We start from the raw sequence: 25371 nt of genomic DNA, 5'->3' as shown, positions 1-25371 counted from the left end.
AACTCCTAAGGTTGGCCGAAAGCGATCCCGCCATGGTCCGTCCCGCGGCAAAACGGGCCGGCCCCCGATGGGACCACCGCGCCGGGCACCACGCCCGGCGACTTGGTTGACATATGTTCCGTTGGAGGGCCGAAGCGCCCGGACCCTGATGCTCAGACCTTGGGGCCGAAACCGGTTTTCGTTCCGATAAAGGCGGTCGCCGCTGCGAACGCCTGATCGGCGTCGAGGGCGGAGGTATCAAGCACAAAAGCGTCGGCAGCCGGCAGGAGCGGTGCTACCGTCCTCTGGCTGTCGCGCGCGTCACGGGCCTTCATGTCCTCCAGGACGTCGGACGGTATAGCCGGAATCCCGCGTTCCCGCAACTCCTTGAGTCGCCGTTCGGCCCGCACCTCCACGGAAGCGGTAACGAACAGCTTGGCATCGGCGTTCGGGCATACGACCGTTCCGACGTCCCGTCCGTCCAGCACCGCCCCCGGCGCGCCGCCGGGCGGGGTGGCGGCGAAGCGCCGCTGGAAATCGAGCAGGGCGGCCCGCACCGCCGGCACCACGGCGACCTTGGAGGCCGCCTGCGCCGCCTCGTCGCTGCGCAGGGCGGGGTCGTTCAGGATGCCGTCGTCCGGCCGCAACGCGCGGGCGGCCTGTGCCGCGGCCTCCGCGTCCGCCGGGTCGCCGCCGGCGCGCAGGACGGCGACACCGACGGCGCGGTAGAGCGCCCCGGTGTCGAGATGCGCGAAGCCGTAGGTCTGGGCGACCCGCTTGGACAGCGTGCCCTTGCCCGCGGCGGCGGGGCCGTCGATGGCGATGACCAGACCCATCGCCCTCACACCCCCGCGATCTTGGCGCCGACGCCGTTCATCAGGGCGACGAAGCCGGGGAAGCTGGTGTCGATGAAGGCGCCATCGTCCACCTGCACCGGTTCGGCCGTGGCCATGCCCAGCACCAGGAAGCTCATGGCGATGCGGTGGTCCATGGCGGTGGCGACGGTGGCGCCGCCCTGCGGCGGCTTGCCGGTGCCATAGACGGTCAGGCTGTCGTCGGCCCCGACCTCCACCTTCACGCCGCACTTGGTCAGCCCGTCGGCGACCATGGCGAGGCGGTCGCTCTCCTTCACGCGCAGCTCCTTCAGGCCGAGCATGACGGTGGTGCCCTCCGCGCAGGCGGCGGCGGCGGCGAGGATCGGATACTCGTCGATCATGCTGGGGGCGCGGTCCGCCGGAACGACGATGCCCTTCAGCGGGCCGTGCTTCACCCGCAGGTCGGCCACCGGCTCGCCCGCCTCGTCGCGGCGGTTCTCGAAGGCGATGTTCGCGCCCATCTCGACCAGCGTGTCGTAGAGGCCGGTGCGGCGCGGGTTCATGCCGACGCCAGGCAGCAGCAGCTCCGAGCCGGGGCGCAGCAGCGCCGCGACCGCCGGGAAGGCGGCGGAGCTGGGGTCGGCGGGCACGACGATCTCGCGCCCGGTCAGCTCCGGCTGGCCGACGACGGACACGGCCAGCGCGCCGTCCTCCATCCGCTCGGTCGTCACGGTGGCGCCGAAATGGCGCAGCATCAGCTCGGTGTGGTCGCGGGTCGGCTCCGCCTCGATCACGGTGGTGGTGCCGGCGGTGTTCAGGCCGCAGAGGATGACCGCCGACTTCACCTGGGCGGAGGCCACCGGCAGGCGGTAGGTGATCGGCACCGTGCGGTCGCTGCCGACCACGGCCAGCGGCAGCCGCCCACCGGACCGTCCGACGAAGCGCGCGCCCATCTGCTCCAGCGGGCCGGTCACGCGGGCCATCGGGCGCTTGTTCAGAGAGGCGTCGCCGGTGAAGACGCAGGTGATCGGGTGCGACGCGACGAGGCCCATCAGCAGGCGCGCCGCCGTGCCGCTGTTGCCCATGTCGAGCACCTGCGCCGGTTCCGCCAGCCCGCCCAGACCGACGCCGCGCACGCGCCACACGCCGTCCCCGCCGCGCTCCGCCTGGGCGCCCAGCAGGCGCATGGCGGCGGCGGTGTTCAGCACGTCCTCCCCTTCCAGCAGGCCGTGGATGACCGTCTCGCCCACCGCGACGGCACCCAGCATCAGCGACCGGTGCGAAATCGACTTGTCGCCCGGCACGCGGATGGTGCCGGCCAGCGCGCCGGTGGAGGATGAGCGAAGCGGCTTCGCCTGCAGCATGGGAGGACTCCCCAGACAAGAATGTGACCAGGGCGGAGTACCTAGCACAGCGGGCAAGGCGATGCGAGCGATGCGCGGCTCCCGCGATCAGTCGCCGGCCGCCACCCCCTCGCGCCGGGTGTCGGCGCCGCCGGACAGCCCCGGACCGGTCACCACGATCGCCTGGGTGCCGGAGGTCAGCTCCATCGCCTTGACCGTGTGCCCCCGCGCCTCCAGCGCCGCGATCCAGCCCTCCGCCTCGGTGCCCTGCTCCAGCTCGGTCGGGCCGTTGCGGCTGCCGAAATTGGGGGCGTCCACCGCCGCCTGCGGGTCGAGGCCCCAATCCAGCAGCGCGACCAGCGTCTTGCCCACGTAATTGATGATGTTGCTGCCGCCCGGCGACCCCACCGAAGCCACCAGGGCGCCGTCGCGGAAGACCAGGGTCGGCGCCATCGAGCTGCGCGGCCGCTTGCCCGGCTCGACCCGGTTGGCGACCGGCTTGCCGTCCTCCGTCGGGGTGAAGGCGAAGTCGGTCAACTCGTTGTTCAGCAGGAAACCGCGCACCATCAGGCGGGAACCGAACCCGTCCTCAATGGTGGTGGTCATGGCGACGGCGTTGCCCGCCCCGTCCACCACGGAGATGTGGCTGGTGCCGTGCTCCTCGGCCTCGGCGAAGCCCCAAGCGGGGCCTTCGCGGAAGGGCGGCTCGCCCGCCTGCGCCTTGCCCATGGACCGCTCGCCGATCAGGGCGGCGCGGCCCGCCAGATAGCCGCGATCGAGCAGCCCCTTCACCGGCACCGCCACGAAGTCCGGGTCGGCCAAGTAGAGCCCGCGGTCGGCAAAGGCGAGCCGCCCAGCCTCCGACATCCAATGCGCCGCCAGCGCCGGATCGCTGCGGGTGGCAGCCATGTCGCGGCCCTCTAGGACGGCCAGCATCTGCAGCACCGCGACCCCGCCGGAGCTGGGCGGCCCCATGCCGCACAGGGTGTAGGCGCGGTAGGGGCCGCAGACTGGTTCCCGCTCCTTCACCCGGTAAGCCTTCAGGTCGGCCTCGGTCATGTCGCCGGGGTTGGTGGGGTGGCCGGTCACCGCCTTGACGAGGTCGGCGGCGATCGGACCCTCGTAGAAGGCGGCAGAGCCTTTCTCGGCGATGGCGCGCAGGGTCGCCGCGAACTCCGGGTTCTTCAGCACATGGCCGACCGGCCAGGGCGTGCCGTCCGGCTGATAGAAATAGGCGCGCGCCGCAGGGTTGGACGGCAGGTGCTTCTCCATCGCCAGCTGGCCGTTCAGCCGCGGGCTGACCGTGAAGCCGTTCTCGGCCAGCGCGATGGCGCGCTCGAACAGGCGGGGCCAGGGCAGTTTGCCGTGCGTGCGGTGGGCGTGCTCCAGCAGCATCACCGTGCCCGGCACCCCGACGGACCGGCCGCCGACCACCGCGTCGTAGAAGGGCATCGGCTTGCCGCCCGCCCCCAGGAAACGCTCCGGAGTCGCCGCGGCCGGCGCCGTCTCGCGCCCGTCGAGGGAGGTCACCGCCTTCGTTGCGGCATCGTAATGGACCAGGAAGGCGCCGCCCCCGACGCCGGAGCTTTGCGGCTCCACCAGATTGAGGACGAGCTGCACGGCGATCGCCGCGTCCACCGCGCTGCCCCCCGCGCGCAGGATCTCCCGCCCGGCCTCCGCCGCCAGCGGATTCGCGGCGGCCACCATATGCCGCGTGGCGGTGTCGACGCTGCGGCTGCCGCGCCCGGTCGCGCGTTCCGGCGCCACGTCGCCCGCCGCGGACGGCGCCGTCTGGGCTGCGGCCTCCAGCGGCAGCGCCGCCAGCAGGCCGGCGGTCAGCAATGCCCGCCAGCGGCGGGACAGCAGGATCGGCATCGGCTTCCTCCCCCATTATCATGGTATCCTTGTCGGCGACCCGAAGGACCACCGCAGGGTGAAGTTTGGCACCGGCCGACGGCCCTGCCACGTCGACGGCGACATTCAGCGAACTTTTTTTTGACAAGCGCCCGCTGGCGTGGCAAAGGGCGCGGCTTGCAATTCCCGAATTGGGCATTCCCTAGGAACGTGACGGAGGACGAGGCGTGGCCAAACCCGAATGGGGCGTCAAGCGCATCTGCCCGAGCTGTGGCGCGCGCTATTACGATCTGCGCAAGGACCCGCCGGTGTGCCCGAGCTGCGGAGCGCAGTTCGATCCCGAGGCGTTGCTGAAGTCCCGCAAGGCGCGCCCGGCGCCGGTTGACGATGTCAAGAAGGCCCCGGTGGTCTCCTCGGACGAGGACACCGAGACCGAGACCGAGGACGAAGAGTTCGACGGAACTCGACGAGGTCGAGGACGATGTGACCGTCGACGACATCGAGGAAACCGACGAGACGCCCGAGGACGAGGACGATGTCCTGATCGAGGACACCTCGGAGCTGGGCGAGGACGACATGGACGAGGTCGTCGACGTCGAAGGCGAGGACGAGGAGGAGCGCTGATCGCGCTCCCCCTTGAAAGACGGGGGCGGGTGAGCGGAAAAAAGCTGGGCGGGGCTGAATTTTTCTCTTGCATCGGACCCCCGTCCTGACCAATATCCCGCTCCACCGAGGCAGGCCGCAAGGCTCGCCGCCCAGAGTTTCGGGGCCATAGCTCAGCTGGGAGAGCGCTACAATGGCATTGTAGAGGTCAGGAGTTCGATCCTCCTTGGCTCCACCAAACACCCGAAGGGCCTGCGCAACACCGCGCGGGCCCTTCGGCGTTTCAGCGTCTTTTTCTTCCCATTCCTTCCGCCACCACCGTCTTGACAGGCGTCAAGGAACGCTCTTTGGTCGGGCGGCACCGTCGGCTTCCGCCGATTCCCCTTTCCTCCCGCTTCGGACACGCCATGGCCGACATCCTGATCGCCAACACCTTGACGGGCGAGACCACCCTGGGCGCGCTGAACGCCGTCGATCCGGACGCCGTGGGCCGGCTGGCGCAGATCCACCCGGTCTTCAACCCCGGCGTCGGCGTGCCCGACAGCGCCAGCCTGAACGATCTCGCCAAGGCCACCGGCATCCCGCTGGACGTGCTGCTGGCCACGGCGCGCGGCGCCATCCACGTCACCGCCCCGGCCGGCGGCTGCGGCTGCGGAAGCGGCGGCTGCGGCACCCCCAAGCACTGAACGCTTTCCCCCTCCCATTCGCGGCGCCGGTCCCCACCTGTTGGTGGCACCCACCATTGGGAACAGGCTTCGGGAAGGGGAGGACAAGCATGACGACGGCGCCAACATTGACCGAGTCTCCGGACGGCTGGCTGGAAACGGTGGTCGTCCCGCGCACCAGCGACATCGGCGGGTTCGAGGTGCGGCGCGCCCTGCCCTCCGTCCGCAAGCGGATGGTCGGGCCGTTCGTCTTCCTCGACCAGATGGGGCCAGCGATCCTCAAGGCCGGGGCGGGAATCGACGTGCGCCCCCACCCGCACATCGGGCTGGCCACCGTCACCTACCTGTTCGACGGCGAGATCCTGCACCGCGACAGCCTGGGCACCGTCCTGCCGATCCGTCCGGGGGCGGTGAACTGGATGACCGCCGGGCGCGGCATCGCCCATTCCGAACGCTCCGCCACCGACGAGCGCGGGCGCGACCGGCTGCTGTCGGGCATCCAGTCCTGGGTCGCGCTGCCCAAGACCCATGAGGAGACCGACCCCGCCTTCGTCCATCTCGGCGCTGACGAGCTGCCGGTGGTGGAGGGCGAGGGCAAGCGGCTGCGCGTCGTCGCGGGCGAGGCGTACGGTGTACGTTCGCCCATGAACACGCTGTGGGACACGCTGTACGTCGATGCGTCGCTGGACGCCGGCGCCCGCCTGCCCATCGACCGCGAGACGGAGGAGCGGGCGCTCTACATCGCCGACGGTACCGTGACGATCCACGGTGACCGCTTCGAGTCCGGGCGGCTGCTGGTGCTGCGTCCCGGCGACGCGGTGACGGTGGAGGCCGAAACCGCCGCCCGCCTGATCCTGCTGGGCGGCGCCGTGATGGACGGCCCGCGCCACATCTGGTGGAACTTCGTCTCCAGCCGCCAGGACCGCATCGAACAGGCCAAGGCCGAATGGAAGGCCGGCCGGTTCGACGCCGTTCCCGGCGAGACGGAGTTCATTCCGCTTCCGGAACGGTGAAGCCGAGCGCCGTCAGCTTCTCCCGCACCGCCGGATCGGCCAGCGCCGCCAGGAAGCGCTGGACCGCCGGCCGGTCCCGACGGTCGTTGGGGATCACGAAGTCGTAATGCTCCGCCTGCAGAGGCAGGAAGCCCAGCCCGTAGAGGGTGGCGACGCTTTCGATGGCGACGCCCCAGTCGGCGCGGCCCTGGGCCACCGCCACCGCCACGGCGTTGTGCGACTTGGCCTGCGACCAATAGCCGGTGGGACGCGCCGCCCCGAGCAGCCGGTCGGTCAGGATGCGCGTGCCGCTGCCGGCGTTGCGGTTGACCAGGATGCAGTCGGGATCCTGCGCCGCCGCCAGACCAGCTTCCTCCGCCGTTTTGCCTTCGAAACGAACGTCGCCCTTGCGGAAGACGATGCCCTGAAGGCGGCGGTAACCGGTCACGAGGCCGAGCGCCGGGGTCAGGAAGGGGTGGTTGTACGCGCCGCTCTTCGGGTCCATCAGATGGATGGCCGCCACGTCGCACTCGCCGCGCCGGGCGGCGGCGAGGCCGCCCATGGAGCCGACGTTCAGCGCCTTGACCGTCAGCCCCCCCCGACCAGCCGGCCGGTGATGGCGTCCAGCCCGACGCAATGGCTACCGATTACGATCAGGTCGGCGGGGCGGGTGTCGCGCCCGATGCGCTGGACCGACACCGGGGTGCCGGCCTCCACCGCCTCGGCCTGCGGGTCGATGGCGATGAAGCCGTCCGCCGCGCTGAAGGCGGTCACCGCGCCGGAGCCCTTGGACAGCGGATAGGCCGCCAGCCCCCCGTCCGCCCCGCGCACCAACGAGACCATCACATATTCGGTTCGGCCCCGTTCCGATCCCAGCCGCATCGGCACCGTCGCGTCCACGCTCTCCTTCGCTGCGGGCGGCAGACCAGCCAGCGCGCGCAGAACCGGGGCGACGAACTCGTGGAAGGTGAACATGGCGGAGGTCGGGAAGCCGGGCAGGACCACCACCGGCTTGCCCTTCGTTACGGCCAGGCACAGAGGCTTGCCGGGCTTCAGCGCGACGCCGTGCGCAACGATCCCGGGGTCGCTCAGGCGGCTGATGATGCGGTGGGACAGGTCGCCCGCCCCCTTCGACGTGCCGCCCGACAGCAGCAGCGCGTCGCAGGCCAGACCCTGCTCGACCAGCGGCGCCAGCTCCGCCGCGTCGTCGCGGGCGATGCCCAGCCGGACCGGCTCCCCGCCCAGTTCCTCCACAGCGGCGGCGAGGACGGCGGCGTTCGAATCATAGACGGCGCCGGGCCGGATCGGTTCGCCCGGGGCGACGATCTCGTCGCCGGTGGACAGGATCGCCACGCGGGGGCGGCGGACCACCGACACCTCGCCCCGCCCGATGGCCGCCAGAACGCCGATCTCGCGCGAGGTCAGCACCTGCCCGCGGCGCATCACCGTCTCGCCGCGCCCGATGTCCGACCCGGCGGCGGCGACGAAGGCGCCGGGCACCACCGGCTTGCGGATCTCCACCAGAAGGGCGTCGCCCTCCTCATGCGAACTCGGTGTGTTCGACCATCACCACGGCGTCGGCGCCGCGCGGCAGCATGCCGCCGGTGGCGAGCACCGTCGCCGTGCCGGGGGCGACGGTCAGCGCCGGGACGCGCCCGGCGGACAGCACCTCGTCGTTCAGGCGCAGCACGACCGGCGTGTCCTCGCCCGCCCCCTGGGTGTCGGCGGCGCGCACCGCGAAGCCGTCCACCGAGGAACGGTCGAAGCCGGGGACATCGACCTCCGCCACCACGTCGGCGGCCAGCACGCGGCCCAGCGCGGCGCCCAGCGGCACCGTCTCCGCCCCCTTGGGCGTCAGGTCGAGATGGCGGCGGAACCGCGCCTCCGCCTCATCGCGGCTCACCACCTCGAGAAACTGCTCCTGCCGGGCCGCCTGGGCGACAAACCGCCGGATGTCCTGGTTGGACACGCCCTCCCCCCTCGCTTAATTCTGTTCAGAGACTTGTACCGTCAAAACAGCGCAGGGTCACGGTCGCCCCCGCCGGGACGCCCTCGCTGTCCGCGGGGATCAGCACGAAGCCGTCGGCCAGCACCGCCCCGGCCAGACCCGGCCGGTGCGGGGAGGCCACCGGCTCGACCAGCCCATCCGCCGTCCGACGCACGCGGTGCAGTTCGGTGCAGCCGATCTCCGACACCAGCTTGCGCACCGTCACGGCGGGGACCGCCGGATGCGGCAGCGCCGGGTCCCGCCCGGCCAGACGGCGCACCGCCCGCCCCGCCAGCAGCTCGTAGGCCGTCAGGCAAGCCATCGGTTCGCCGGGCAGCAGCACGGCGGGCACGCCGCCGGCCGTCCCCAGCGCCGCCGAATCGCCGGGGCGCAGAGCCACGCCGTGCAGGGCAAGCCCTCCCGCGTCGGCCAGTGCCAGGGGGGCCACGTCGTCGTCCCCCACCCCGGTGCGCCCGGCGGAGATCAGCAGGTCGGCGCCGGGGGCCGCGTAGGCGGCGGACAGGACGGCGCGGTCCGCCGGCAGCGGCCCCACCAGTTCCACCACGCCGCCATCCCGCGCCACCAGCGCGGTCAGCATGGCGCCCAGCGTCTCGGGACCGGACCGCGGCCCTCCGGCCAGCACGACGCGCACCCACGGGCGGGCGCCGACGCGCACCGTGTCGATCCCCAGCGCGGCGAGCAGTCCGAGATCTTGCGGGCGCAGCCGGTGCCCGGCCACCCGCAGAACCGTCCCGCCGCGCAGGCCCTCCCCTTGCCGCTCCACGCCCTCGCCGGGGGCGGCGCTGCCCAGCGCCTCGACGAAGGGGCCGTCGGTCTGGATGCATTCGACGGGCAGGATCGCGTCGGCTCCCGGCGGCATCGGCTCGCCCGCCGCCACCGTCACGGCATCCGGCAGCGGAACCGGGTTGTAGGAGCCGGCGCCGAGCGTGTCGCTGGAGGCGACCGCCACACCGTCGCGGGCGGCCCGGTCGGCGGGCGGCCAGTCTCCCGGCGCGGTCAGCGGCGCGGCGAGAACCACGCCCTCCGCCAGGGTCGCAGCGAGGTCGGCGAGCGCCACGGCGCGCGGCGGCAGAGGAGTGACGGCGGCGTCGATCCAGCCTTCCATGACCGGCAGGGAGGCGCGGCTGGAGAATCCGCGCCCGCGCACGTCGGACGGAGTCGCTGCAAAAGGAAGCCGGCCTCCGGTCGCGCTGTCGTCTCCGGCTCTGGCCGCGGTCATGGCTGCACCCGTGATGCCTCAGGTCAGCCCCTTATACCGCAACCTCCACGCCGCCGCTGCACACACGGTTGCGGCCGGCGCGCTTGGCCTCGTAGAGCAGGCCGTCGGCAAGCTGGCTCAGCCGGTCCGGCGTGTCGTCCAGCGTCGGCCGGGCGGTGGCGACGCCCAGGCTGATGGTGATGTGGTCGGCGACGTGGGACACCGCGTGCGGCAGGCGCCGCTCGGCCACCGTCCGGCGCAGGCGTTCGGCCACCTGGACCGCCCCGTCCTCGTCGGTTTCGGGAAGCAGGCAGACGAACTCCTCGCCCCCGTAGCGGGCGGCCAGGTCGCCCGGCCTCATCATCTGCTCGGCCAGGAGCTGGGCCACGGCGCGCAGGCACTCGTCGCCCGCCTGATGGCCGTAATGATCGTTGTAGGGCTTGAACTGGTCGACATCGAGCATGATGAGCGACAGCGGAAGCTGCGCCCGCCCGCAGCGCCGCCATTCGCGCAGCATCACCTCGTCGAAGCGGCGGCGGTTGGCGATGCCGGTCAGGCCGTCGTTGAAGGACAGGGTGCGCAGCAGGTCGGTCTGCCGCTTCAGCAGCAGATGGTTGCGCACGCGGGCCTTGACGATGGGCGGGCTGATCGGCTTGGAGATGAAGTCGATGGCGCCGACCTCCAGCCCATAGGTCTCGTCCTCCACCTCGCTCTTGGCCGAGATGAAGATGACCGGGATGTCGCGGGTGACCGGCTCGGCCTTCAGCCGGGAGCAGACCTCGTAGCCGTCCATGCCCGGCATCATGATGTCCAGCAGAACGAGGTCGGGAAGCCGGGACTGCGCCAGCTCCAGCGCCTTCGCCCCGTCGGTGGCGAAGTAGATGTCGTGGTCGTCCTTCAGGATGCGGCTCAGCACATGCACATTCGACGGAATGTCGTCGACCACCAGGATCTTGGAGCGTGCATCGGTCATGATCGGTTCCTGGAGAACGGGTTCCCGGAAGGCGGTGTGCGTGTGGTGCGAAGCGGGTCAGTCGGCCGGCAGGGACAGGCCGAGATCCAGCATGATCCTGCGCAAGATTCCTTGAGCTTTTGTAAAGTCGAGGCCATCGACCGCCGACGACAGCGCCTTCATCGACACCGGATCGATCCAGTCGGCCAGCGGCGGCGCCAGGACGGCGAACTCCTCCGCGGCGGCGAAGTTGCTGTCGCGCAGCAACCGGGCGAAACGGTCCAGCATGGGTTCCAGCGTCTGGATGTCCATCGCCGGTTCCCCACCGCCCCCGACACCACCGGAAGCACCGCCGGAACCGCCGCCAGGAACGCTGCCGTGGGCGCGCCCCGGCGCAACGGTCAGCCGGGCGGCGGAATCCAGAACCGCTTCCAGCTCCGCGCGGAGAACCGGCAGCTGCGCCGCCGCCGCCGCCCCGTCCCCGCGGAAGGCGGCGATCTGCACGGCGTCCGCGGCGGCGGACAGCGTGCGGGCGCCGATGTTGCCCGCGAGACTCTTCAACTCGTGCCCCAGCGCCTTGGCCCGCGGCAGATCCCCGGAGGCCAGGGCGACGGCGATGCCATCGGCCACGCCGTCATAGGTCCGGGCGAAATCGGTGACGAACTTGCGGAACAGCCCGACATCGCCGTCGAGCCGATGCAGCGCGTCCTTCACGTCGATGCCCGGCAATTCGGAGGGAAGCGCCGCGCGGGCCGCGGACGGCATGGGCTTGGGCAGGATCGGCGCGCCCGCCCCCAAACCACCTACCCCCAAGCCACCGGCCCCCAGACCGCCCGCCGGCTGGCCGAGCCAGCGCGTCACCACGGAGAACAGCTGGTCCACGTCGATCGGCTTGGCGATGTGGTCGTCCATGCCGCCGTCCAGGCACCGCTGACGGTCGGACGGCAGGGCGCTGGCGGTCATGGCGATGATCGGCAACCCCTGCCCGGCGGGCCGGGCGCGCAGCCGGCGCGTCGCCTCGAATCCGTCCATCTCCGGCATCTGCACGTCCATCAGGACGAGGTCGAAGGGCGGATTAGCCTCCTCGACGCAGGCGATGGCCTCGTACCCGTTGCCGGCCAGGGTGACGCGGGCACCGGCGCGCTCCAGGATTTCGCGAGCCACCTCCTGGCTGATGCCGTTGTCCTCCACCAGCAGCAGGCGCTGCCCGAACAGGGGGCGCAGTTGCTGCGGCCGCAGGAGACCGGCGGAATGCGCCGCGCAGGCGTGCAGCGGCGTCGCCTCCGGCGCGTCGCCCCGGGTGCCGCGCCCATAGGCGTCGATCACCGCGTCGAGCAGGGAGGAGGCGGTGACCGGCTTCACCAGCGCGCCGCCGAGTCCCAGCTCCTCCAGCCCCTCGTCCCCCGACCCGGCGCCCATCCGCTCGCGTCCGAAGGCGGAGACCACGATGATGACGGGCGCCTTCACCAGCCCGTCGTCGCGGATGCGGCGGGAGGTTTCCAGCCCGTCCATCCCAGGCATCTTCCAATCCATCAGCACGATGTCGTAGGGCTGCCCCGCGGCGGTCGCGCGCTCCAGCTCCACGATCGCTTCGGCCCCCGACGCGCAGAGCGAGGTCTTCCAGCCGAAGGACGTGACCAGCTCCCCCAGCACCTCGCGCGCGGTGAGGTTGTCGTCCACCACCAGCACGGACAGGCCGCGCGGCACCACACGGGAGCGCATCGGCCGCTCTCCCGCCCGCCCGGCGCCCATCCGCCCGGCCCCGGCCAGGCCGGCCAGCCCGAAGGCGGGATTCCCGAAGACGGCGGTGAAATGGAAATCGCTGCCCTGGCCCGGCTCGCTCGCCACATCCATCACCCCGCCCATCAGGGCGACCAGGCGCGTGCAGATGGCCAGCCCGAGGCCGGTGCCGCCGTAGCGCCGGGTGGTGGAGCTGTCGGCTTGGCTGAAGGCCTGGAACAGGCGCTCCTTCTGCTCGGCGTCGATGCCGATGCCGGTGTCGCGGATGGAAAAGGCCAGAACCGTCCGCTCCTCCGCCACCTCGACGGCGCGGACGGACACCACCACCTCCCCCGCTTCGGTGAACTTGATGGCGTTGCCGGCGAGGTTGATGAGCACCTGCTGCAGGCGCAGCGGGTCGCCGACGAGGTCGAGCGGAACCTCCGGCCCGACCGAGAACAGAACCTCGATGTCCTTGTCCTGCGCCGCCGCGCCGACGATCACCGCGAGGTTCTGCAGCAGGTCGTCGAGGCGGAACTCCACCCTCTCCAGCTCCAGCTTGCCGGCCTCGACCTTGGAGAAGTCCAGGATGTCGTTCAGGATGCCGAGCAGCGACTGCGCCGAGACGCGGATCTTCTGGGCATAGTCGCGCTGGCGCGACGACAGGTCAGTCTGCTGGATCAGATGGACCAGACCCAGGATGGCGTTCATCGGCGTGCGGATCTCGTGGCTCATGTTGGCCAGGAATTCGCTCTTGGCGCGGCTGGCCGCCTCGGCCACGGATTTGGCCTGGCGCAGCGCCTCCTCGGCCCGCTTGCGCTCGGCGATCTCGTGGAAGACGACGACGGCGCCCTCGACCCGCCCGTCCTCCAGCATGGGCGACGCCGCGAACTCCACCGGGAAGCTGGTGCCGTCCTTGCGCCAGTAGATGTCCTCCGAGCCGCCCCGCGCCTCGCCGGTGCGCAGCACCTCGAAGACCGGGCAGTCGATGGTCGGTGCCGGCGTGCCGTCGGCGCGGGTGTGATGCAGCAGCACATGCAGGCTGCGGCCCAGCATCTCCTCGTTGGTGTAGCCGGTCAGCGCGCAGGCGGCGGGGTTGGCGAAGGTGATCCGCTCGTCCCGGTCGACGCCGCAGATGCCCTCCGACGCGGATTGCAGGATCAGGTTCAGCCGGCGGTTGGCCCCCGCGAAGGCGCGATTGGCCTGTTCCAGGCTGCGGGCGGTGGCGTCCAGGTCGGCGTTCGTCTCGGCCAGCCGGCGGCGTCCCACCTCCTCGCGCGACAGGCTGCGCGCCGCCGCCGCCGCCAGCGCGGCGCAGGCGGCCACCGCCAGCAGGACCAGCAGGCCGCCGTGAATCGTGCGCTCGCGCCAGGGTGTCAGCGCCTCCTCCTGCGACATGCCGACCTGAACGATCAGCGGCAGATCCTGGACCCGCAGGTTGGCGACGATCCGTTCCGACCCGTCCACCGGGGACCGGCTGAAGACCGTGCCGCCGGTGGACCGCGGCGCCTCGTCCATCGGGGGAGGCACCGGGGGCAGGTCCGGCGATGCCGCGGACGGCGGCGCGCCGCTGTCCTGGCCGGACAGGCTGAACAGCAGGGTTCCGTCCTCGCGGTACAGGGCGACGGCGCCCCCGCGGCCGATGTTCAACCCTTCGAAGAAAAAGCGGAAGTAGTCCAGATCCAGAGCGATGTGGGCAACGCCCTGGAAATTCTCCACCGTTCCGATGCGGCGGCTGATGGTGAAGGTCGGCCGGCCCGACATCCGGCCCCGGATCATCCCGCCGATGTGGAACGCCTCGCCGCTCCGGTGGGCCTGGAAGAAGGCGCGATCCGCGTTGTTCATCGGCGGCGTCGGGAACTGACGGGTGGTCAGCAGCCCGTTGCCGGCGGCATCGTGAATCAAGATGGCGCTGACCTCAGGCATGGCGTCGGCCATGGCGCGCAGTTCCTGCCATAGCGGCACGTCGCGCCCGACCACCTCCATATCCCGCACGCGCAGCCGGTCGTCCACGCGCTGCAGCACGAGATCGCTGGTGGCGACGGTGCGGCGCACATGCTCATGCAGCAGGCGGGCGGCGCTCAGCGTCCGGTCGCGGGCGTGGCTCACCGCCTCGTCGCGGTCGGCCCAGGTGGCCGCCCCCCAGAGGCCAACTCCGAACAGGGTGATCACCCCGACGATGGTCGTCAGCAAGGTCCGCAGCCGCGTGCGGGTGGCCGCGGCGGGCCCCTCCGCCGTCAGGAAAGCTTCGTCCATCACCGGTGTCCGCCCAGTCCGGCGCACGCCGGAGGAGAAAAAATTGCCGCACATGGCAATTATGGCGTCCGGACGATGTCCTTCGCAAGAGACTTGAAAAGGGCCTCCGCCCGGTCGCCGGGCAGGGCCTCGCGCAGGGCCCGCGCCCCCTCCTCCGCCGCATCCACAACGCTGCCGGCCAACCCGGCCGCCTCGTCTCGGCGCCCCGCACGGAGGGCGGCGCAAAGCGCGCGGCAGGCGGACGCCAGCCGGACCAGCCCCAGGCTGGCCGACGGCGCGATCAGCGCCTGGGCCTCCACCGCCATGCCACCCGCCAGGACGAAGGCCACGCCGCCCGCGCGCAGCCGGCTCATCCGCCGGGGGAGTTCGTCGAGGAAGGCGGCGGCCAGACGGGCGCAGGCGTCCTCCCCCAGGTCGTCCGACAGCTGGCGCAGCATCGCCAGATCGAGCGGCTGGCGGAGCGGAATCGGCTCCGCCACGGTATCCGGCAAAGCGCCCATTCCCATCACGGCCACCGGGACCGCCGTGGCGGTACCATATTGTTGGACCTTGCCCACCGCGTGATCGATGGCGTCCAGCATGGCGGCACGGTCCACCGGCTTGGCGATGTGGCCGTTCATGCCGGCGTCGTGGCAGCGCTGGACCTCGTCGGGCAGGGCGCTGGCGCTCATCGCCAGGATCGGAATGCTTCCCACCGGCGACGGCAGGCCGCGAATTGCCCGCGTGGCGGCATGACCGTCCATCTCCGGCATGTGCACGTCCATCAGCACGAGATCGTAGACGCCGCGTTGCACCGCCTCCACCGCCTGCCGCCCATCGGCGACGGCGTCCACGCGGTGGCCCGCCCCAAGCAGCATGGCGACGATCAGTTCCCGGTTCATCGCCAGATCCTCGGCCAGCAGGATGCGCACCAGACGGCGGCGGACCAGCAGTTCCGCCGCGCACGGGGTGCAGCCCCGGACCGGTGGAGTGGATTCCGGCAGCACCAGCGACAGCCAGAAGGTCGAGCCGACGCCCGCCTGGCTCTGCACCCCGACCGTTCCGCCCATCATCTCCACCAGCCGTCGGCTGATGGCGAGGCCCAGGCCGGTGCCCCCGCGCGACCGGTCGATCTGGCTGAAGCGCTGGAACAGCTGACCCTGCCGGTCGGTGGGGATGCCGATGCCGGTGTCGGTGACGCTGATCGTCAGATGCGGGCCCGCGGGGGTGTCGGCGATCTTCACGATGGTCAGGCCGACGCCGCCATGCTCGGTGAACTTCACCGCGTTGGCCAGAAGGTTCAGAACCACCTGCCGCAGCCGGTCGGGATCGCCGCGCAGCCAGTCCGGCACATCCGGCCCGACAGCGGCGTGCAGCGTCAGACCCTTCGCCTCGGCCTCCAGACGCAGCACCGCCGCGCAGTTGGCGATCAGGTCGCGGATGGCGAAGGGGGTGTCCGTCAACACCAGCCGCCCCGCCTCGATCCGGGAGAAGTCCAGCACATCCTCGATCACCGTCAGCAGAGACCGCCCGGCGTCGCGCACCAGACGGGCGTGGTGGTTCTGGCGGGGTGTCAGGTCCTCGTCCAGAAGCAGGCGGGCAAAGCCCAGGATGCCGTTCAGCGGCGTGCGCATCTCGTGGCTCATGGTCGCCAGGAACTCGGCCTTGGCGCGGCTGGCCGCCTCGGCCTCCAGGCGGGCCTGGATCAGCGCCTGCTCGTTGCGCTTGGCCTCGGTCACGTCGGTGACGATGCCGTCCCACACGATGTCGCCGTTGTCGCGCCGGACGGCGCGGCTGGAAGCGCTGATCCAGCGGATCTCGCCGTCGGACCGGACGATCCGGTATTCGAGATTCCAGGGGTCCAGCGTCTCGGCGGAGGCGTGGATCGAAGCGTAGACGCGCGGGCGGTCTTCGGGATGGAGGATGCGGTTCAGCGCCTCCAGCGTCACCCGCTCCGTCGGCGGCAGGCCCATCACCTGGAAAAATCCGGGGCTGCAATAAGGAAAGCGCAGCCGGCCGGCCGCCCCGAGCACCCGCTGATACACGCCGCCCGGCAGGTTCGCCACCGTCGCGGCGAAGCGGCGCTGGCTTTCGGTGAGGGCGATCTGGAGATCGAGGCGCTCCTGCTCCTTACGCAGGAAGGTGCCCAGCGCCAGCGTTCCGAAGAAGTTGCCGAGACTCAGCGGCACCAGAGCGGTGTCCATCAGCCGGCGCGCCATGTCGGGCGGCAGCAGCAGGAAGCTGAAGGGCGCCATCACCGTCACCAGCAGGGCCAGCACGGCCAGATGCCGGTTGCCGAACCGCCCGCTCCGCCGCGCCGCCGCGGCCACCAGAACACCGATCAGGCCCGCCCCGGTCAGAGAGGTGACTCCCGCCACCGCTCCCGGACCGCCCATCCAGACGCGGAAGGCGCCGGACACCGCCGCCGCCCCCACCCCGGCCAGAGGACCGCCGAACGGGCCGGCCAGACCGACAATGACGTTGCGCGCGTCGATGAACAGGCCCGGCGCCACCTGCACCGGATCGGCCATGCCCAGCACCGCCACCCCGCCGAACATCAGGCCCAGCAGGGCGTTGGCCAGCGGCGCCGGCCAGCCGGCGGCGCGGCTGCGGATCTGCAGGAAGACGACCGCCACGACCGCGAACAGTCCAATGTTCTGGGCCAGCCCGAGCAGCAGTTCGCTGGCAAGCATGTTCATTGCAACCCCTTCGGCCATCGCAACCCTCTGGCGATGCCGTTTTGCATTTTGCTTGTGTGGCGCGACACGGATTCGCATCGTGCGATGCATTCCCGGCATACGGGCGGATGCCGCTCCGTTCCGGTCCGCCCGTTCGCCGTTTTCACGCAAGGGACGTGCCGCTCCGGAGGTGGTCGCCCGTCATAGGCAACCCGGTGGAGGCACCCCACCCGGCATCGCCGTCCGGGGTGGCGGAGCGGCGGTGCCCCGGCACGGGAAAGGCCCCGCGTTCCGCGCTGCATCACGCCCTTTGGGGCACCCCGTACGCACCGGCAATCGTCGCAAATGCCATAGGCCTGTGACGTTCCGGGGACTTTTGCCGGCCGGGCCGGCGTGGTGGCCGCATGACCGGATTAGTACCGAATTCCGGCGAGGCAAAATGGCCTGCGATCCCGTTGGCGAAACGGGATGCCGGCGGTACCGCGCCGGTGTCGCCCGAGGTCTGCGCGCTCGCCCGAAGGGGTCCTCCGTTGGATTTCACGCCGTGAAAGCCGGCGGCGGGACAGCATCGGGCCGGGGGTGTGGACGGGAGGCGGTGACGGGAGAAGGTTCATGCAGCACGCCGTTGCCGGGGCCCCGCGGTTGTCCGTGGTGGTTCCCTGCTACAACGAGGCCGAGGGGATCGGCGAATTGCACCGCCGGGTGTCCGCGGCCTGCCGCGCCGAGGTCGGGGAGAGCTATGAGCTGATCCTGGTGGATGACGGGTCGCGGGACGGCACCTGGGGCCGCATCGCCACTCTGGTGCGAGACGATCCGGCGGTGACGGGGGTGCGGCTGTCGCGCAACCACGGCCACCAGCTCGCCCTGACCGCCGGTCTCCATGTCTGCCGGGGCGAGCGCATCCTGATCATCGACGCCGACCTGCAGGACCCGCCGGAGCTGCTGACGACCATGATGGCCCGCATGGACGCCGGGGCCGACGTGGTCTACGGCACCCGCATGGCCCGCGACGGCGAGACCTGGTTCAAGAAGGGCACGGCGGCGCTGTTCTACCGTCTGCTCGACCGGCTGGTCGACATCGATATCCCCAAGGACACCGGCGACTTCCGCCTGATGAGCCGCCGCGCCCTGGAGGTGCTGAACGCCATGCCGGAGCAGCACCGCTTCATCCGCGGCATGGTGAGCTGGATCGGGCTGAAGCAGGAGCCGCTGCCCTACGACCGGCAGGCCCGCGCCGTCGGCGAGACCAAGTACCCGCTGGGCAAGATGATCCGCTTCGCGGTGGACGCCATCACCAGCTTTTCCATCAAGCCGCTGCGCGCCGCCTCCTACGTCGGCTTCTTCTTCGCTCTGTGCGCGCTGCTGGCGCTGGGCTACGCGCTGGTGAGCTGGTCGCAGCACGCGACGGTTCCCGGCTGGACCAGCGTGATGGTCGTCTCGCTGGTGCTGGGCAGCACGCAGCTGCTGATCCTGGGCGTCCTGGGCGAGTATCTGGGACGGCTCTATATGGAGACCAAACAGCGGCCGCTGTTCGTGGTGGACCGCATCGCCCGCCATCCCGACGCCATGGCCGCCCAGATCGCCGCCCAAGCCGCCGCCGCCGAAGCCGGCGTGCAGGCCATGCCCGACCCCGTCGTGGTGCATCTGGGAACCGGCATCGCCGCCGCCGCCGGAGCCTTCTCCCGCATCGAAGCCAAGAGCGGGGCCAACAGTTGAGCGGCACGGAAGGCCGGAGACGGGCCGTTCCCTGGACGGCCATCCGCTTCGCCCTGGTCGGCCTGCTGAACACCGGGGTGGATTTCGCGCTGTTCCTGGCCCTGGTGTCGCTGGCCGGCGCTCCCGTTCTGGCTGCCAACGCCGTGGGCTACGGCGCCGGCGTGCTGTGCAGCTTCCTGCTGAACCGCAGCTGGACCTTCCGGATGCGCCGGGAGGCCGCTCCGATGACCCGCCGCCTGCCGCTGTTCCTGGCCTTCAACCTCGTCGGGCTGGGGCTGTCCACGCTGGTGGTCGGCCTGCTGGTCCCCGCCGTTCCGCCGCTGGTCGCCAAGATCGCGGCGACCGCCGTCACCTTCGCCTGGAACTACTGGTCCAGCCGGCGCTTCGTCTTCACCGCACCGGCCGCCAATCCCCTCGTCTGAGTCCCCGGCCCGAGCGGCTCCGCCGGAGGGCGGGGTCGCTTTGCCGCAACGGCGAACCTTGACCGCCGGGCGGCCTACCCCAATCTATGACGGAGCGGCGCCGATCCTCCCCTTTCGGGCCGCCAGCCAGCCGGGCGCCGGAAACGGGCCCAATGTGCAACTCGCTCGCCTCTCGAGGAGGATGCGCCGTGACGACACGTCTTTCGCTCTTCAACAGTCCGCTGCTCCTGGGCTTCGACCAGTTCGAGCGCACGCTGGACCGCATCGCCAAGAATTCCGCGGAAGGCTATCCGCCCTACAACATCGAACAGATCGGGGACGAGGGCCTGCGCATCACGCTGGCCGTGGCCGGCTTCACCTCCGAGGACCTGTCGGTCCAGATCGAGGACAACCAGCTCGTCATCCGCGGCCGCCAGACCGACGACCGCTCGCGCATCTACCTGCACCGCGGCATCGCCGCCCGGCAGTTCCAGCGCAGCTTCGTGCTGGCGGAGGGGATCGAGGTGGTCGGCGCCTCGCTCGACAACGGCCTGCTCAACATCGACCTCAAGCGGCCCCTGCCGGAACCGAAGGTCCGCACCATCAAGATCGAGCAGCCCGCCCAGGCCGCCAGCGGCACCGCCGGACCGCAGACCATCGACGTCGCGCCCGACCGCGGCGACGCCTGACCGGTCTTCACGCTCAACCAGCGCGATTGCCCGCCGCTTACACCTCCTCGACCGTTTCGTCCAAAGGACTGCCTCATGAACAGCTTCGACACCGACAAGGCCGCGGCCTACCTGCGCCAACTGTCGCCCCAGGACTTCGCCACCTTCGGGCTGGACCATGTGGCCTATGTCCGGCCGGTGACCGTCGACGACGCCCCGGCCTTCTCCGTCCACGCCGCCGACGGCACGCCGCTGACGGTGCTGGCCGAGCGCGACGTCGCCTTCGCCACCGTCCGCCAGAACGACATGGAGCCGCTGAGCGTCCATTGACGCCCGGGACGTCCTGCCGATGACGCCCGGAGGTTTCGAAAGGGCCGGTCCACCGCGGACCGGCCCTTTTCGTTTCTGTACGTCCGGTGCTATGACATTGCTCCGGGACGCCCCCTTCAACCCTTGCCTGCCCCCCTCAACCCGCTATCCTTGTGGGGGACCTCGAAAGTGGACGAGCGGGCGGATGGGCGCCGGCTTGCGGGGAGATGGCATTGAGCGACGGGGCAGACACCAGCGAGGCTGTGGCCGAGGGTGCGGGGGACAAATCGGCACGTCCCCAGGGCGGAGGACGGCGCAGGCAGTGGGAGGACGAGGCCCGCGACGCGCTGCACATCATGCCGCTGTCGGCCATCCCGCTGGAAACGCCGGGTCTTCAGCACGCCCGGCTGATCAAGAACGTGCGGTTGCAGACTGTCGTCGAGATGTTCCACGACGTCCAGACCGGCAGCGGGCAGGTCTCGCCGCGCCACCTCACCGCCTATTTCGAATCCTACAAGGAGGAGGTGGAGCGCGACCTCGTCAAGATCGAGAAGATCGCCGCCGCCTCCAGCTTCGACGTCTACACCTCCCGCATCGAATTGCGCCGGATGAACATCGACGTCAACAGCGTCGAGTCGCTGACCCTGTCCGACCGCAAGAAGGAGGAGCTGACCAACTACATGCGCGTCTTCACGCGCCCGCTGGTCGAGTATGTCTACGGGTCCGAGGACATGCAGGTCCAGGACGTGAAGGACATCATCGGCATGTTCTCCAACCCCAACCGGGACGAGGCGCTGCGCAACCTGCGCATGATGGCCGACCGGCTGGACATCGAGCTGGGGGAGATCCCGCAGTTCCTCGAGGAGTACGGCGACATCTTCCTGTCGCTGGCCTACTTCAAGAAATGCCTGGACGACATCGTCCCGGAGATCCAGCGCTTCCTGTCCTGGATGGCCGAGATCCGCAGCTCCACCGAGGTCAAGCGCGACGCCCGGCAGATGCGCATGCTCGACGAGATCAGCCGCGACCTGACCGACATCTCGACCTCGATCACCGGGCGCTTCGAGAGCTTCGACAACCGGTCCAAGGACTTCTGGCGCGACATCAACGCCGAGACCTTCCATTCCATCCGCGAGCTGATCGCCTCCCACCACGTCACCATCGGCGGGGTGCTGTGCGGTCTGGCGGTGAAGATGGACCTGTGGAAGGCCCGCTTCGCCCGCGGCGGCGGCGGCCCGAACCGGCGCATGGAGTTCGTGAAGTCGGAAATCCTGCCCGGCCTGTCCCACATCAAGTCGCTGGAACAGTCCGCCCGCTCCGCCAGCGCGTGAGGAGCCCTCCACGGCACGGTTCCGGTTGACCGGAGCGGCGGCTCACTCGGTCAGCGGCACCCTGGTGGTCACCGTCCCCCCGTCCGGCACCTCCAGGGCGAAGGCGTCGAAGGCGGGCGGGCCGAAGGCGCTGCCCGTCGCCCCGCCGCTGAAGCCGTAGGGCTCACTTGGTATGCCCACCATGTTGGTGGTGAGCACCGAGTCGCCGTTCCGATCCTGGAACACCGCGATTCCATAATGCCCCGCCGGCAGACCGACGAAGACCGCCGTCACCTCCGTCCCCAACGCCTCCAGAATTTGCCCGGCGAAACGCCGCTCCGCTTTGTAGGCATCGGCGCCGTCATACAGCGCGACCCACAGCTTGCCCTGTTGGGGCTTGACGTTGCCGATGGTTGCGCGAAGCTCCGCCGAGTTGACCCCCGGCGCGGCAAGGGTCAGCGTCATCGCACCGACCAACCCCAATCCAATCCGACATGCGGTTCCCATTTCCTGTCCTTTTCCTTCGCCGTGGGCGAACCGTCGCCCTTCCGAACCGGTCCCTTCCATGCCTGACGGAGCGGGCGGCGGGCCACCGCCATTGCGGGAGCGGCGGGATGCGGCTTCGCGAAGCGCGGGAACCGGCGTTTCACGATGCGTGAAGCGACGGTTCCCGCGGCCGGGCAGCCCCGCACGCCCTACCGCCGCCGGCTGCTGGGGCGGCGCCTGCCGGTGCTGCTGGCCGCCGCGCTGGTGCTGACCCTGCTGGGTCCGTTCGGCACCTTCGCGGATCTGACGCTGGCGCAGCGGCTGGCTTACTGGTGCGGGCTGATCGGACTGGGCGGTCTCGCCTTCGAGCTTCTGACCCTGGCCGCCGGCCATCGGCTGCGGAAGCGGGCGGGAGCGTGGCGCGCCATGCTGGCCGGGGTGGTCCTGGCGGTGGCGGCGCTGATGACGCTGACCGTGGCGCTGCTTGAACGGACATTGCGCGGGATGGATTTCCTGCGCCCGCTGGGGTTGGCGGAGCTGTTCGTCTACGTCGTCCTCGTCACCCTGCTGGTGTCCGCCATTCCGGTCTGGCTGGAGCTGCGCGACCGCGGGCTTCTCGCCGGCCCCACGACACCGCCATCCCCGCCCGTCCCGGACAACGCACCGGCACCCCCGGCGGAGCGGCCGGAGCCCGCCTTCCTTGCCCGCCTGCCCGCGCGGCTCGGCCGGGACCTGCTGGCGCTGGAGATGGAGGACCATTACGTCCGCGCCCACACGGCGGAAGGCAGCGACCTGATCCTGATGCGGCTGCGCGACGCCATCGCGGAGCTGGCCGGACTTCAAGGGATGCAGGTCCACCGCTCCCACTGGGTCGCCGCCGCGGCCGTCGCCGGGGTGGAGCGCAAGCCGGACGGCAAGCTGGTGCTGGTCCTGCGCAACGGCCGTCGCGTGCCGGTCAGCCGCAGTTACGCAGCGGCGGTCCGCGAGGCGGGCTGGACGGAGAAGACGGGGCCGTAACCAGCGCCCCCTCAACACACACAAAGACACTGTGAAAATCTGAACAGACGCGGGCACCCCACGCAATAACGGATGTTTTCTCTATCCCCATCGGGCGGCCATTACCGTTGAATTCTTGTTAGGTCATTCAAAGTGCCGACACCCTAAGGCTTTCATTCAATAATTCACTTCAACCCGCCGCCACGATGCCATACCATCGAAATCACAGGGATTTTCCCATCAAGGGCATCGAAAACAATAAAGCAATCCAGGGGGCAAAAGCGCCAACCTTACGCCTATACCGTAAAGTCTTTTCGGCATCATTGGACTGTCAGGAAGCAATCTTACCGCTTTCCCTCGCGTAGCCGGACACTCCCATACTCCCTCGTCGTTCGCCTCCCGCCGCAGAACCGGGTTCGGGACAGCCGACCCGCGTCTCCATTCCACCCAAACCTTGCGGGTCCCATGACGTACCGCCCCGACATCGACGGCCTTCGCGCGGTATCGATCCTTTCGGTTCTGCTGTTCCACGCGAAGTTTTCCCTGTTCAGCGGCGGATACATCGGCGTCGATGTGTTCTTCGTGATTTCCGGCTACCTCATCGGCTCGATCGTTCTGAACGACGCGCAGCGCGGCCGCTTTTCCCTCGCCGACTTCTATGTCCGCCGCATCCGTCGAATCCTTCCCGCCCTGTTCGCGGCGCTGGCGGTCACGACGGTGCTCGCCCTGTTCCTGCTGTCGCCCCAGGAGTTGAAGAGCTTTGCCCAGAACTTGGCGGCGACCACGCTGTTCTCGTCCAACATCGTCTATTATCTGAAGTCCGGTTACTTCGAAAACGCGGCGGAGATGAACCCGCTTCTCCACACTTGGTCGCTGGGGGTGGAGCAGCAATTCTACATCGTCTTTCCCCTCGCCGTGCTGGCCCTGATTCCTTACAGGCGTTCGGTGTGGGTTGCCGTTCTGCTGGCGGCGGCGGCGGCGTCCTTCGCCTTGGGCGTGTCGCTGGTCCGGGATCATCCGGTGGCGGCCTTCTACCTGCTGCCGCCCCGGCTGTGGGAACTGGTGCTGGGCGCCCTTCTGGCCTTCGGCGCCGTTCCGGACAGCCGCAGCCGCGCGGTGCGGGAACTGGCCTGCGCGGTCGGTGCCGCCCTGATCCTCGTCAGCGTGTTCGCCCTATCCGAGGCCACGGCCTTTCCGGGCTACGCCGCCCTGCTGCCCTGCCTGGGCGCGGCGCTGGTGATCCACGCGGGGCGGAGCGGTCCGACAGCGGTCGGGAAGGCGCTGACGCTGCGCCCCATGGTCTTCATCGGCCTGATCTCCTACTCCATGTACATCTGGCATTGGCCGCTGATGGTCTTCGCGCGCTTCTACAAGGGGCGGGACCTGTCCACCAAGGAGACGCTGATCCTTCTCGCGGCCATCGCCGCGGTGTCCGTGCTGTCCTGGCGGCTGATCGAGGTGCCCTTCCGCAAGCCCAGGGCAGCGTCGGGGGCACAGTCGGGGGTGGAGTCGGACCGCCAGCCGGCCAAGGTCTTCGCCCGGACCGGCTGGGCCATGGCCGGACTGGCGGGGGTCGGGCTGCTCGGTCATCTGTCCAACGGGCTGCCGCAGCGCTTCGCCGACTACGCGCCGCAGGACATCTCCGGACGGGAACTCTACAAGGAACACACCTGCTTTCTCGAAACCGACCAGCCGCCCGAGGCGTGGCCGGGCCTGGAGAATTGCCGGATCGGTTCGCCGAAGGCGGACGCGCCCACCGCCCTGCTCTGGGGGGATTCCTTCGCCGCCCACTATGTGCCGGGGCTTCAAGCCGTCGCCGACACCCTGCCCTTCAACATCGTCCAGTACACGGCATCCGGCTGTCCGCCCATCAAGGATCTGTCCGTCAACGCCCGCCCGAACTGCCAGGAGTTCAACCGCCGCGTCGAAGAACTCATCGACCGCAACGGCATCCGCATCGTCATCATGGCGGCGCGGTGGGAATGGTACATGGACACCAACGCCCTCGATCTCCGCCGCCTGCACGAGACCGTGGACGCGCTGCTGAACCGGGGCATCCGGATCGTCGTGCTCGGGCAGAGCCCGGTCTTCCGCTTCCGCAACCCCTACGACCACACCTATTTCATGAAGTCGGAGCGGGCCTACTCGATCACCGGCCAAGCCGCCGACCAGCCGGTCATCGCCGCGACGCAAGGCGCGCGGTTCATCGACACCTCCGACTATTTCTGCGATCCCGATCCCTGCAAGGCTCTTCCGCTCTGCCGGATCAGGGACGACCAGGGCTTCTACTTCCTGGACCAGGGCCATTTCTCGACCCACGGCAGTACCCTGATCGTGCAGAGCATCCAGGAAATACTGCGCGCTCCCGACCCGTCCTATGGAGAGTGAGGCCCGGCCGGGACGCCGCGCAGCGGGAAGGCGGTGCCGCCGCCCCCGCTGCGCCG

General features: G+C 70.2%; 21 protein-coding genes, 1 tRNA gene and 1 pseudogene. 12 read left to right on the top strand and 11 right to left on the bottom strand.

Going from position 1 to position 25371, the window contains the following annotated elements:
• Nucleotides 1-152: 152 nt before the first annotated feature.
• The 3 genes from cmk to ggt form a co-directional block, all read right to left on the bottom strand.
• Complete coding sequence (gene cmk, locus ACWPN7_RS20025; RefSeq protein ID WP_349618904.1) at nt 153-815, bottom strand: (d)CMP kinase; 663 nt, start codon at nt 813-815, stop codon at nt 153-155.
• Nucleotides 816-820: 5 nt separating this feature from the next.
• On the bottom strand, nt 821-2158 hold the full coding sequence (gene aroA, locus ACWPN7_RS20020; protein ID WP_038525883.1) for a 3-phosphoshikimate 1-carboxyvinyltransferase: 1338 nt from the start codon (nt 2156-2158) through the stop codon (nt 821-823).
• A gap of 87 nt (nt 2159-2245) precedes the next feature.
• Nucleotides 2246-4012, bottom strand: a complete 1767-nt coding sequence (gene ggt, locus ACWPN7_RS20015; protein WP_492273422.1) for a gamma-glutamyltransferase — start codon at nt 4010-4012, stop codon at nt 2246-2248.
• 206 nt (nt 4013-4218) lie between these two features.
• On the opposite strand from ggt, the pseudogene ACWPN7_RS20010 reads away from it, so the two are divergent.
• From ACWPN7_RS20010 to ACWPN7_RS19990, 5 genes and pseudogenes are all read left to right on the top strand, one after another.
• Nucleotides 4219-4383, top strand: a pseudogene (locus ACWPN7_RS20010) (TIGR02300 family protein); the annotation flags it as partial.
• 91 nt (nt 4384-4474) lie between these two features.
• Complete coding sequence (locus tag ACWPN7_RS20005) at nt 4475-4615, top strand: hypothetical protein (RefSeq protein WP_492273494.1); 141 nt, start codon at nt 4475-4477, stop codon at nt 4613-4615.
• A 141-nt stretch (nt 4616-4756) separates the two neighbouring features.
• Nucleotides 4757-4832: transfer RNA gene (locus tag ACWPN7_RS20000), tRNA-Ala, on the top strand.
• 169 nt (nt 4833-5001) lie between these two features.
• The gene (locus tag ACWPN7_RS19995; RefSeq protein ID WP_035671069.1) at nt 5002-5280 is read left to right on the top strand and encodes a hypothetical protein; all 279 of its coding nucleotides are present in this window, start codon (nt 5002-5004) and stop codon (nt 5278-5280) included.
• 89 nt (nt 5281-5369) lie between these two features.
• On the top strand, nt 5370-6272 hold the full coding sequence (locus tag ACWPN7_RS19990) for a pirin family protein (RefSeq protein ID WP_459196035.1): 903 nt from the start codon (nt 5370-5372) through the stop codon (nt 6270-6272).
• On the opposite strand, the gene ACWPN7_RS19985 is transcribed toward ACWPN7_RS19990, so the two are convergent.
• From ACWPN7_RS19985 to ACWPN7_RS19955, 7 genes are read right to left on the bottom strand one after another with little or no spacing between them, the layout of a single operon-like run.
• Nucleotides 6250-6813, bottom strand: coding sequence for a substrate-binding domain-containing protein (locus tag ACWPN7_RS19985; protein WP_492273421.1), 564 nt, complete (start codon nt 6811-6813; stop codon nt 6250-6252). The two genes, ACWPN7_RS19990 and ACWPN7_RS19985, sit on opposite strands and share 23 nt — an antisense overlap.
• 26 nt (nt 6814-6839) lie before the next feature.
• Entirely contained in the window at nt 6840-7772 is a 933-nt protein-coding gene (locus ACWPN7_RS19980) for a molybdopterin-binding protein (protein WP_492273420.1), read from the bottom strand.
• A gap of 19 nt (nt 7773-7791) precedes the next feature.
• Nucleotides 7792-8220 carry a hypothetical protein gene (locus ACWPN7_RS19975; RefSeq protein ID WP_492273419.1) on the bottom strand — a complete coding sequence of 143 codons (429 nt, stop codon included), beginning with the start codon at nt 8218-8220 and terminating at the stop codon, nt 7792-7794.
• 25 nt (nt 8221-8245) lie between these two features.
• On the bottom strand, nt 8246-9478 hold the full coding sequence (locus tag ACWPN7_RS19970; protein WP_459196037.1) for a molybdopterin molybdotransferase MoeA: 1233 nt from the start codon (nt 9476-9478) through the stop codon (nt 8246-8248).
• 31 nt (nt 9479-9509) lie between these two features.
• Nucleotides 9510-10430 carry a diguanylate cyclase gene (locus ACWPN7_RS19965; protein WP_038525874.1) on the bottom strand — a complete coding sequence of 307 codons (921 nt, stop codon included), beginning with the start codon at nt 10428-10430 and terminating at the stop codon, nt 9510-9512.
• A 57-nt stretch (nt 10431-10487) separates the two neighbouring features.
• The gene (locus ACWPN7_RS19960; protein ID WP_451990490.1) at nt 10488-14384 is read right to left on the bottom strand and encodes a response regulator; all 3897 of its coding nucleotides are present in this window, start codon (nt 14382-14384) and stop codon (nt 10488-10490) included.
• A 59-nt stretch (nt 14385-14443) separates the two neighbouring features.
• Entirely contained in the window at nt 14444-17062 is a 2619-nt protein-coding gene (locus tag ACWPN7_RS19955) for an ATP-binding protein (RefSeq protein ID WP_459196038.1), read from the bottom strand.
• 591 nt (nt 17063-17653) lie between these two features.
• Here ACWPN7_RS19955 and ACWPN7_RS19950 point away from each other — a divergent pair.
• The 5 genes from ACWPN7_RS19950 (at nt 17654) to ACWPN7_RS19930 (ending at nt 21466) form a co-directional block, all read left to right on the top strand.
• Nucleotides 17654-18757, top strand: coding sequence for a glycosyltransferase family 2 protein (locus ACWPN7_RS19950; RefSeq protein ID WP_459196039.1), 1104 nt, complete (start codon nt 17654-17656; stop codon nt 18755-18757).
• Entirely contained in the window at nt 18754-19179 is a 426-nt protein-coding gene (locus tag ACWPN7_RS19945) for a GtrA family protein (RefSeq protein ID WP_459196040.1), read from the top strand. Before ACWPN7_RS19950 ends, ACWPN7_RS19945 begins: the two co-directional genes overlap by 4 nt.
• Nucleotides 19180-19367: 188 nt before the next feature.
• Nucleotides 19368-19847, top strand: a complete 480-nt coding sequence (locus ACWPN7_RS19940; protein ID WP_014239222.1) for an Hsp20 family protein — start codon at nt 19368-19370, stop codon at nt 19845-19847.
• Between the two features lie 75 nt (nt 19848-19922).
• The gene (locus tag ACWPN7_RS19935; protein WP_038525869.1) at nt 19923-20156 is read left to right on the top strand and encodes a DUF1150 family protein; all 234 of its coding nucleotides are present in this window, start codon (nt 19923-19925) and stop codon (nt 20154-20156) included.
• Between the two features lie 212 nt (nt 20157-20368).
• Nucleotides 20369-21466: a hypothetical protein gene (locus ACWPN7_RS19930; protein WP_035671054.1), complete on the top strand. Its 1098-nt coding sequence runs from the start codon at nt 20369-20371 to the stop codon at nt 21464-21466.
• 42 nt (nt 21467-21508) lie between these two features.
• Here ACWPN7_RS19930 and ACWPN7_RS19925 read toward each other — a convergent pair whose 3' ends face one another.
• Nucleotides 21509-21910 (bottom strand): DUF2141 domain-containing protein, encoded by a 402-nt coding sequence (locus ACWPN7_RS19925; protein ID WP_459196041.1) that lies wholly within the window; start codon nt 21908-21910, stop codon nt 21509-21511.
• A 186-nt stretch (nt 21911-22096) separates the two neighbouring features.
• Here ACWPN7_RS19925 and ACWPN7_RS19920 point away from each other — a divergent pair, with 186 nt between their 5' ends.
• Together ACWPN7_RS19920 and ACWPN7_RS19915 are read left to right on the top strand one after the other, a co-directional pair.
• Nucleotides 22097-22948 (top strand): LytTR family DNA-binding domain-containing protein, encoded by an 852-nt coding sequence (locus ACWPN7_RS19920; RefSeq protein WP_459196042.1) that lies wholly within the window; start codon nt 22097-22099, stop codon nt 22946-22948.
• Between the two features lie 444 nt (nt 22949-23392).
• A complete protein-coding gene (locus ACWPN7_RS19915; RefSeq protein ID WP_459196043.1) occupies nt 23393-25315 on the top strand; it encodes an acyltransferase family protein in 1923 nt (640 codons plus the stop codon).
• Nucleotides 25316-25371 lie beyond the last annotated feature (56 nt).

The sequence above is a fragment of the Azospirillum sp. UENF 312511 genome (assembly GCF_058780635.1).
The sequence above is the reverse complement of the archived record's forward strand: the minus strand, read 5'-3'. Positions and strand labels throughout refer to the sequence as shown.

Coding starts and splice junctions, on each gene's coding strand:
- ACWPN7_RS19965 (WP_038525874.1), bottom strand. CDS start 10,430: ATGACCGATGCACGCTCCAAGATCCTGGTGGTCGACGACATTCCGTCG.
- ACWPN7_RS19985 (WP_492273421.1), bottom strand. CDS start 6,813: ATGGGCGGCCTCGCCGCCGCCCGGCGCGGCGAGTGCGACGTGGCGGCC.
- ACWPN7_RS19960 (WP_451990490.1), bottom strand. CDS start 14,384: ATGGACGAAGCTTTCCTGACGGCGGAGGGGCCCGCCGCGGCCACCCGC.
- cmk (WP_349618904.1), bottom strand. CDS start 815: ATGGGTCTGGTCATCGCCATCGACGGCCCCGCCGCCGCGGGCAAGGGC.
- ACWPN7_RS19915 (WP_459196043.1), top strand. CDS start 23,393: ATGACGTACCGCCCCGACATCGACGGCCTTCGCGCGGTATCGATCCTT.
- ACWPN7_RS19920 (WP_459196042.1), top strand. CDS start 22,097: ATGCGTGAAGCGACGGTTCCCGCGGCCGGGCAGCCCCGCACGCCCTAC.
- ACWPN7_RS19950 (WP_459196039.1), top strand. CDS start 17,654: ATGCAGCACGCCGTTGCCGGGGCCCCGCGGTTGTCCGTGGTGGTTCCC.
- ACWPN7_RS19970 (WP_459196037.1), bottom strand. CDS start 9,478: ATGACCGCGGCCAGAGCCGGAGACGACAGCGCGACCGGAGGCCGGCTT.
- ACWPN7_RS19935 (WP_038525869.1), top strand. CDS start 19,923: ATGAACAGCTTCGACACCGACAAGGCCGCGGCCTACCTGCGCCAACTG.
- ACWPN7_RS19955 (WP_459196038.1), bottom strand. CDS start 17,062: ATGAACATGCTTGCCAGCGAACTGCTGCTCGGGCTGGCCCAGAACATT.
- ACWPN7_RS19995 (WP_035671069.1), top strand. CDS start 5,002: ATGGCCGACATCCTGATCGCCAACACCTTGACGGGCGAGACCACCCTG.
- ACWPN7_RS19925 (WP_459196041.1), bottom strand. CDS start 21,910: ATGACGCTGACCCTTGCCGCGCCGGGGGTCAACTCGGCGGAGCTTCGC.
- ACWPN7_RS19990 (WP_459196035.1), top strand. CDS start 5,370: ATGACGACGGCGCCAACATTGACCGAGTCTCCGGACGGCTGGCTGGAA.
- aroA (WP_038525883.1), bottom strand. CDS start 2,158: ATGCTGCAGGCGAAGCCGCTTCGCTCATCCTCCACCGGCGCGCTGGCC.
- ggt (WP_492273422.1), bottom strand. CDS start 4,012: ATGCCGATCCTGCTGTCCCGCCGCTGGCGGGCATTGCTGACCGCCGGC.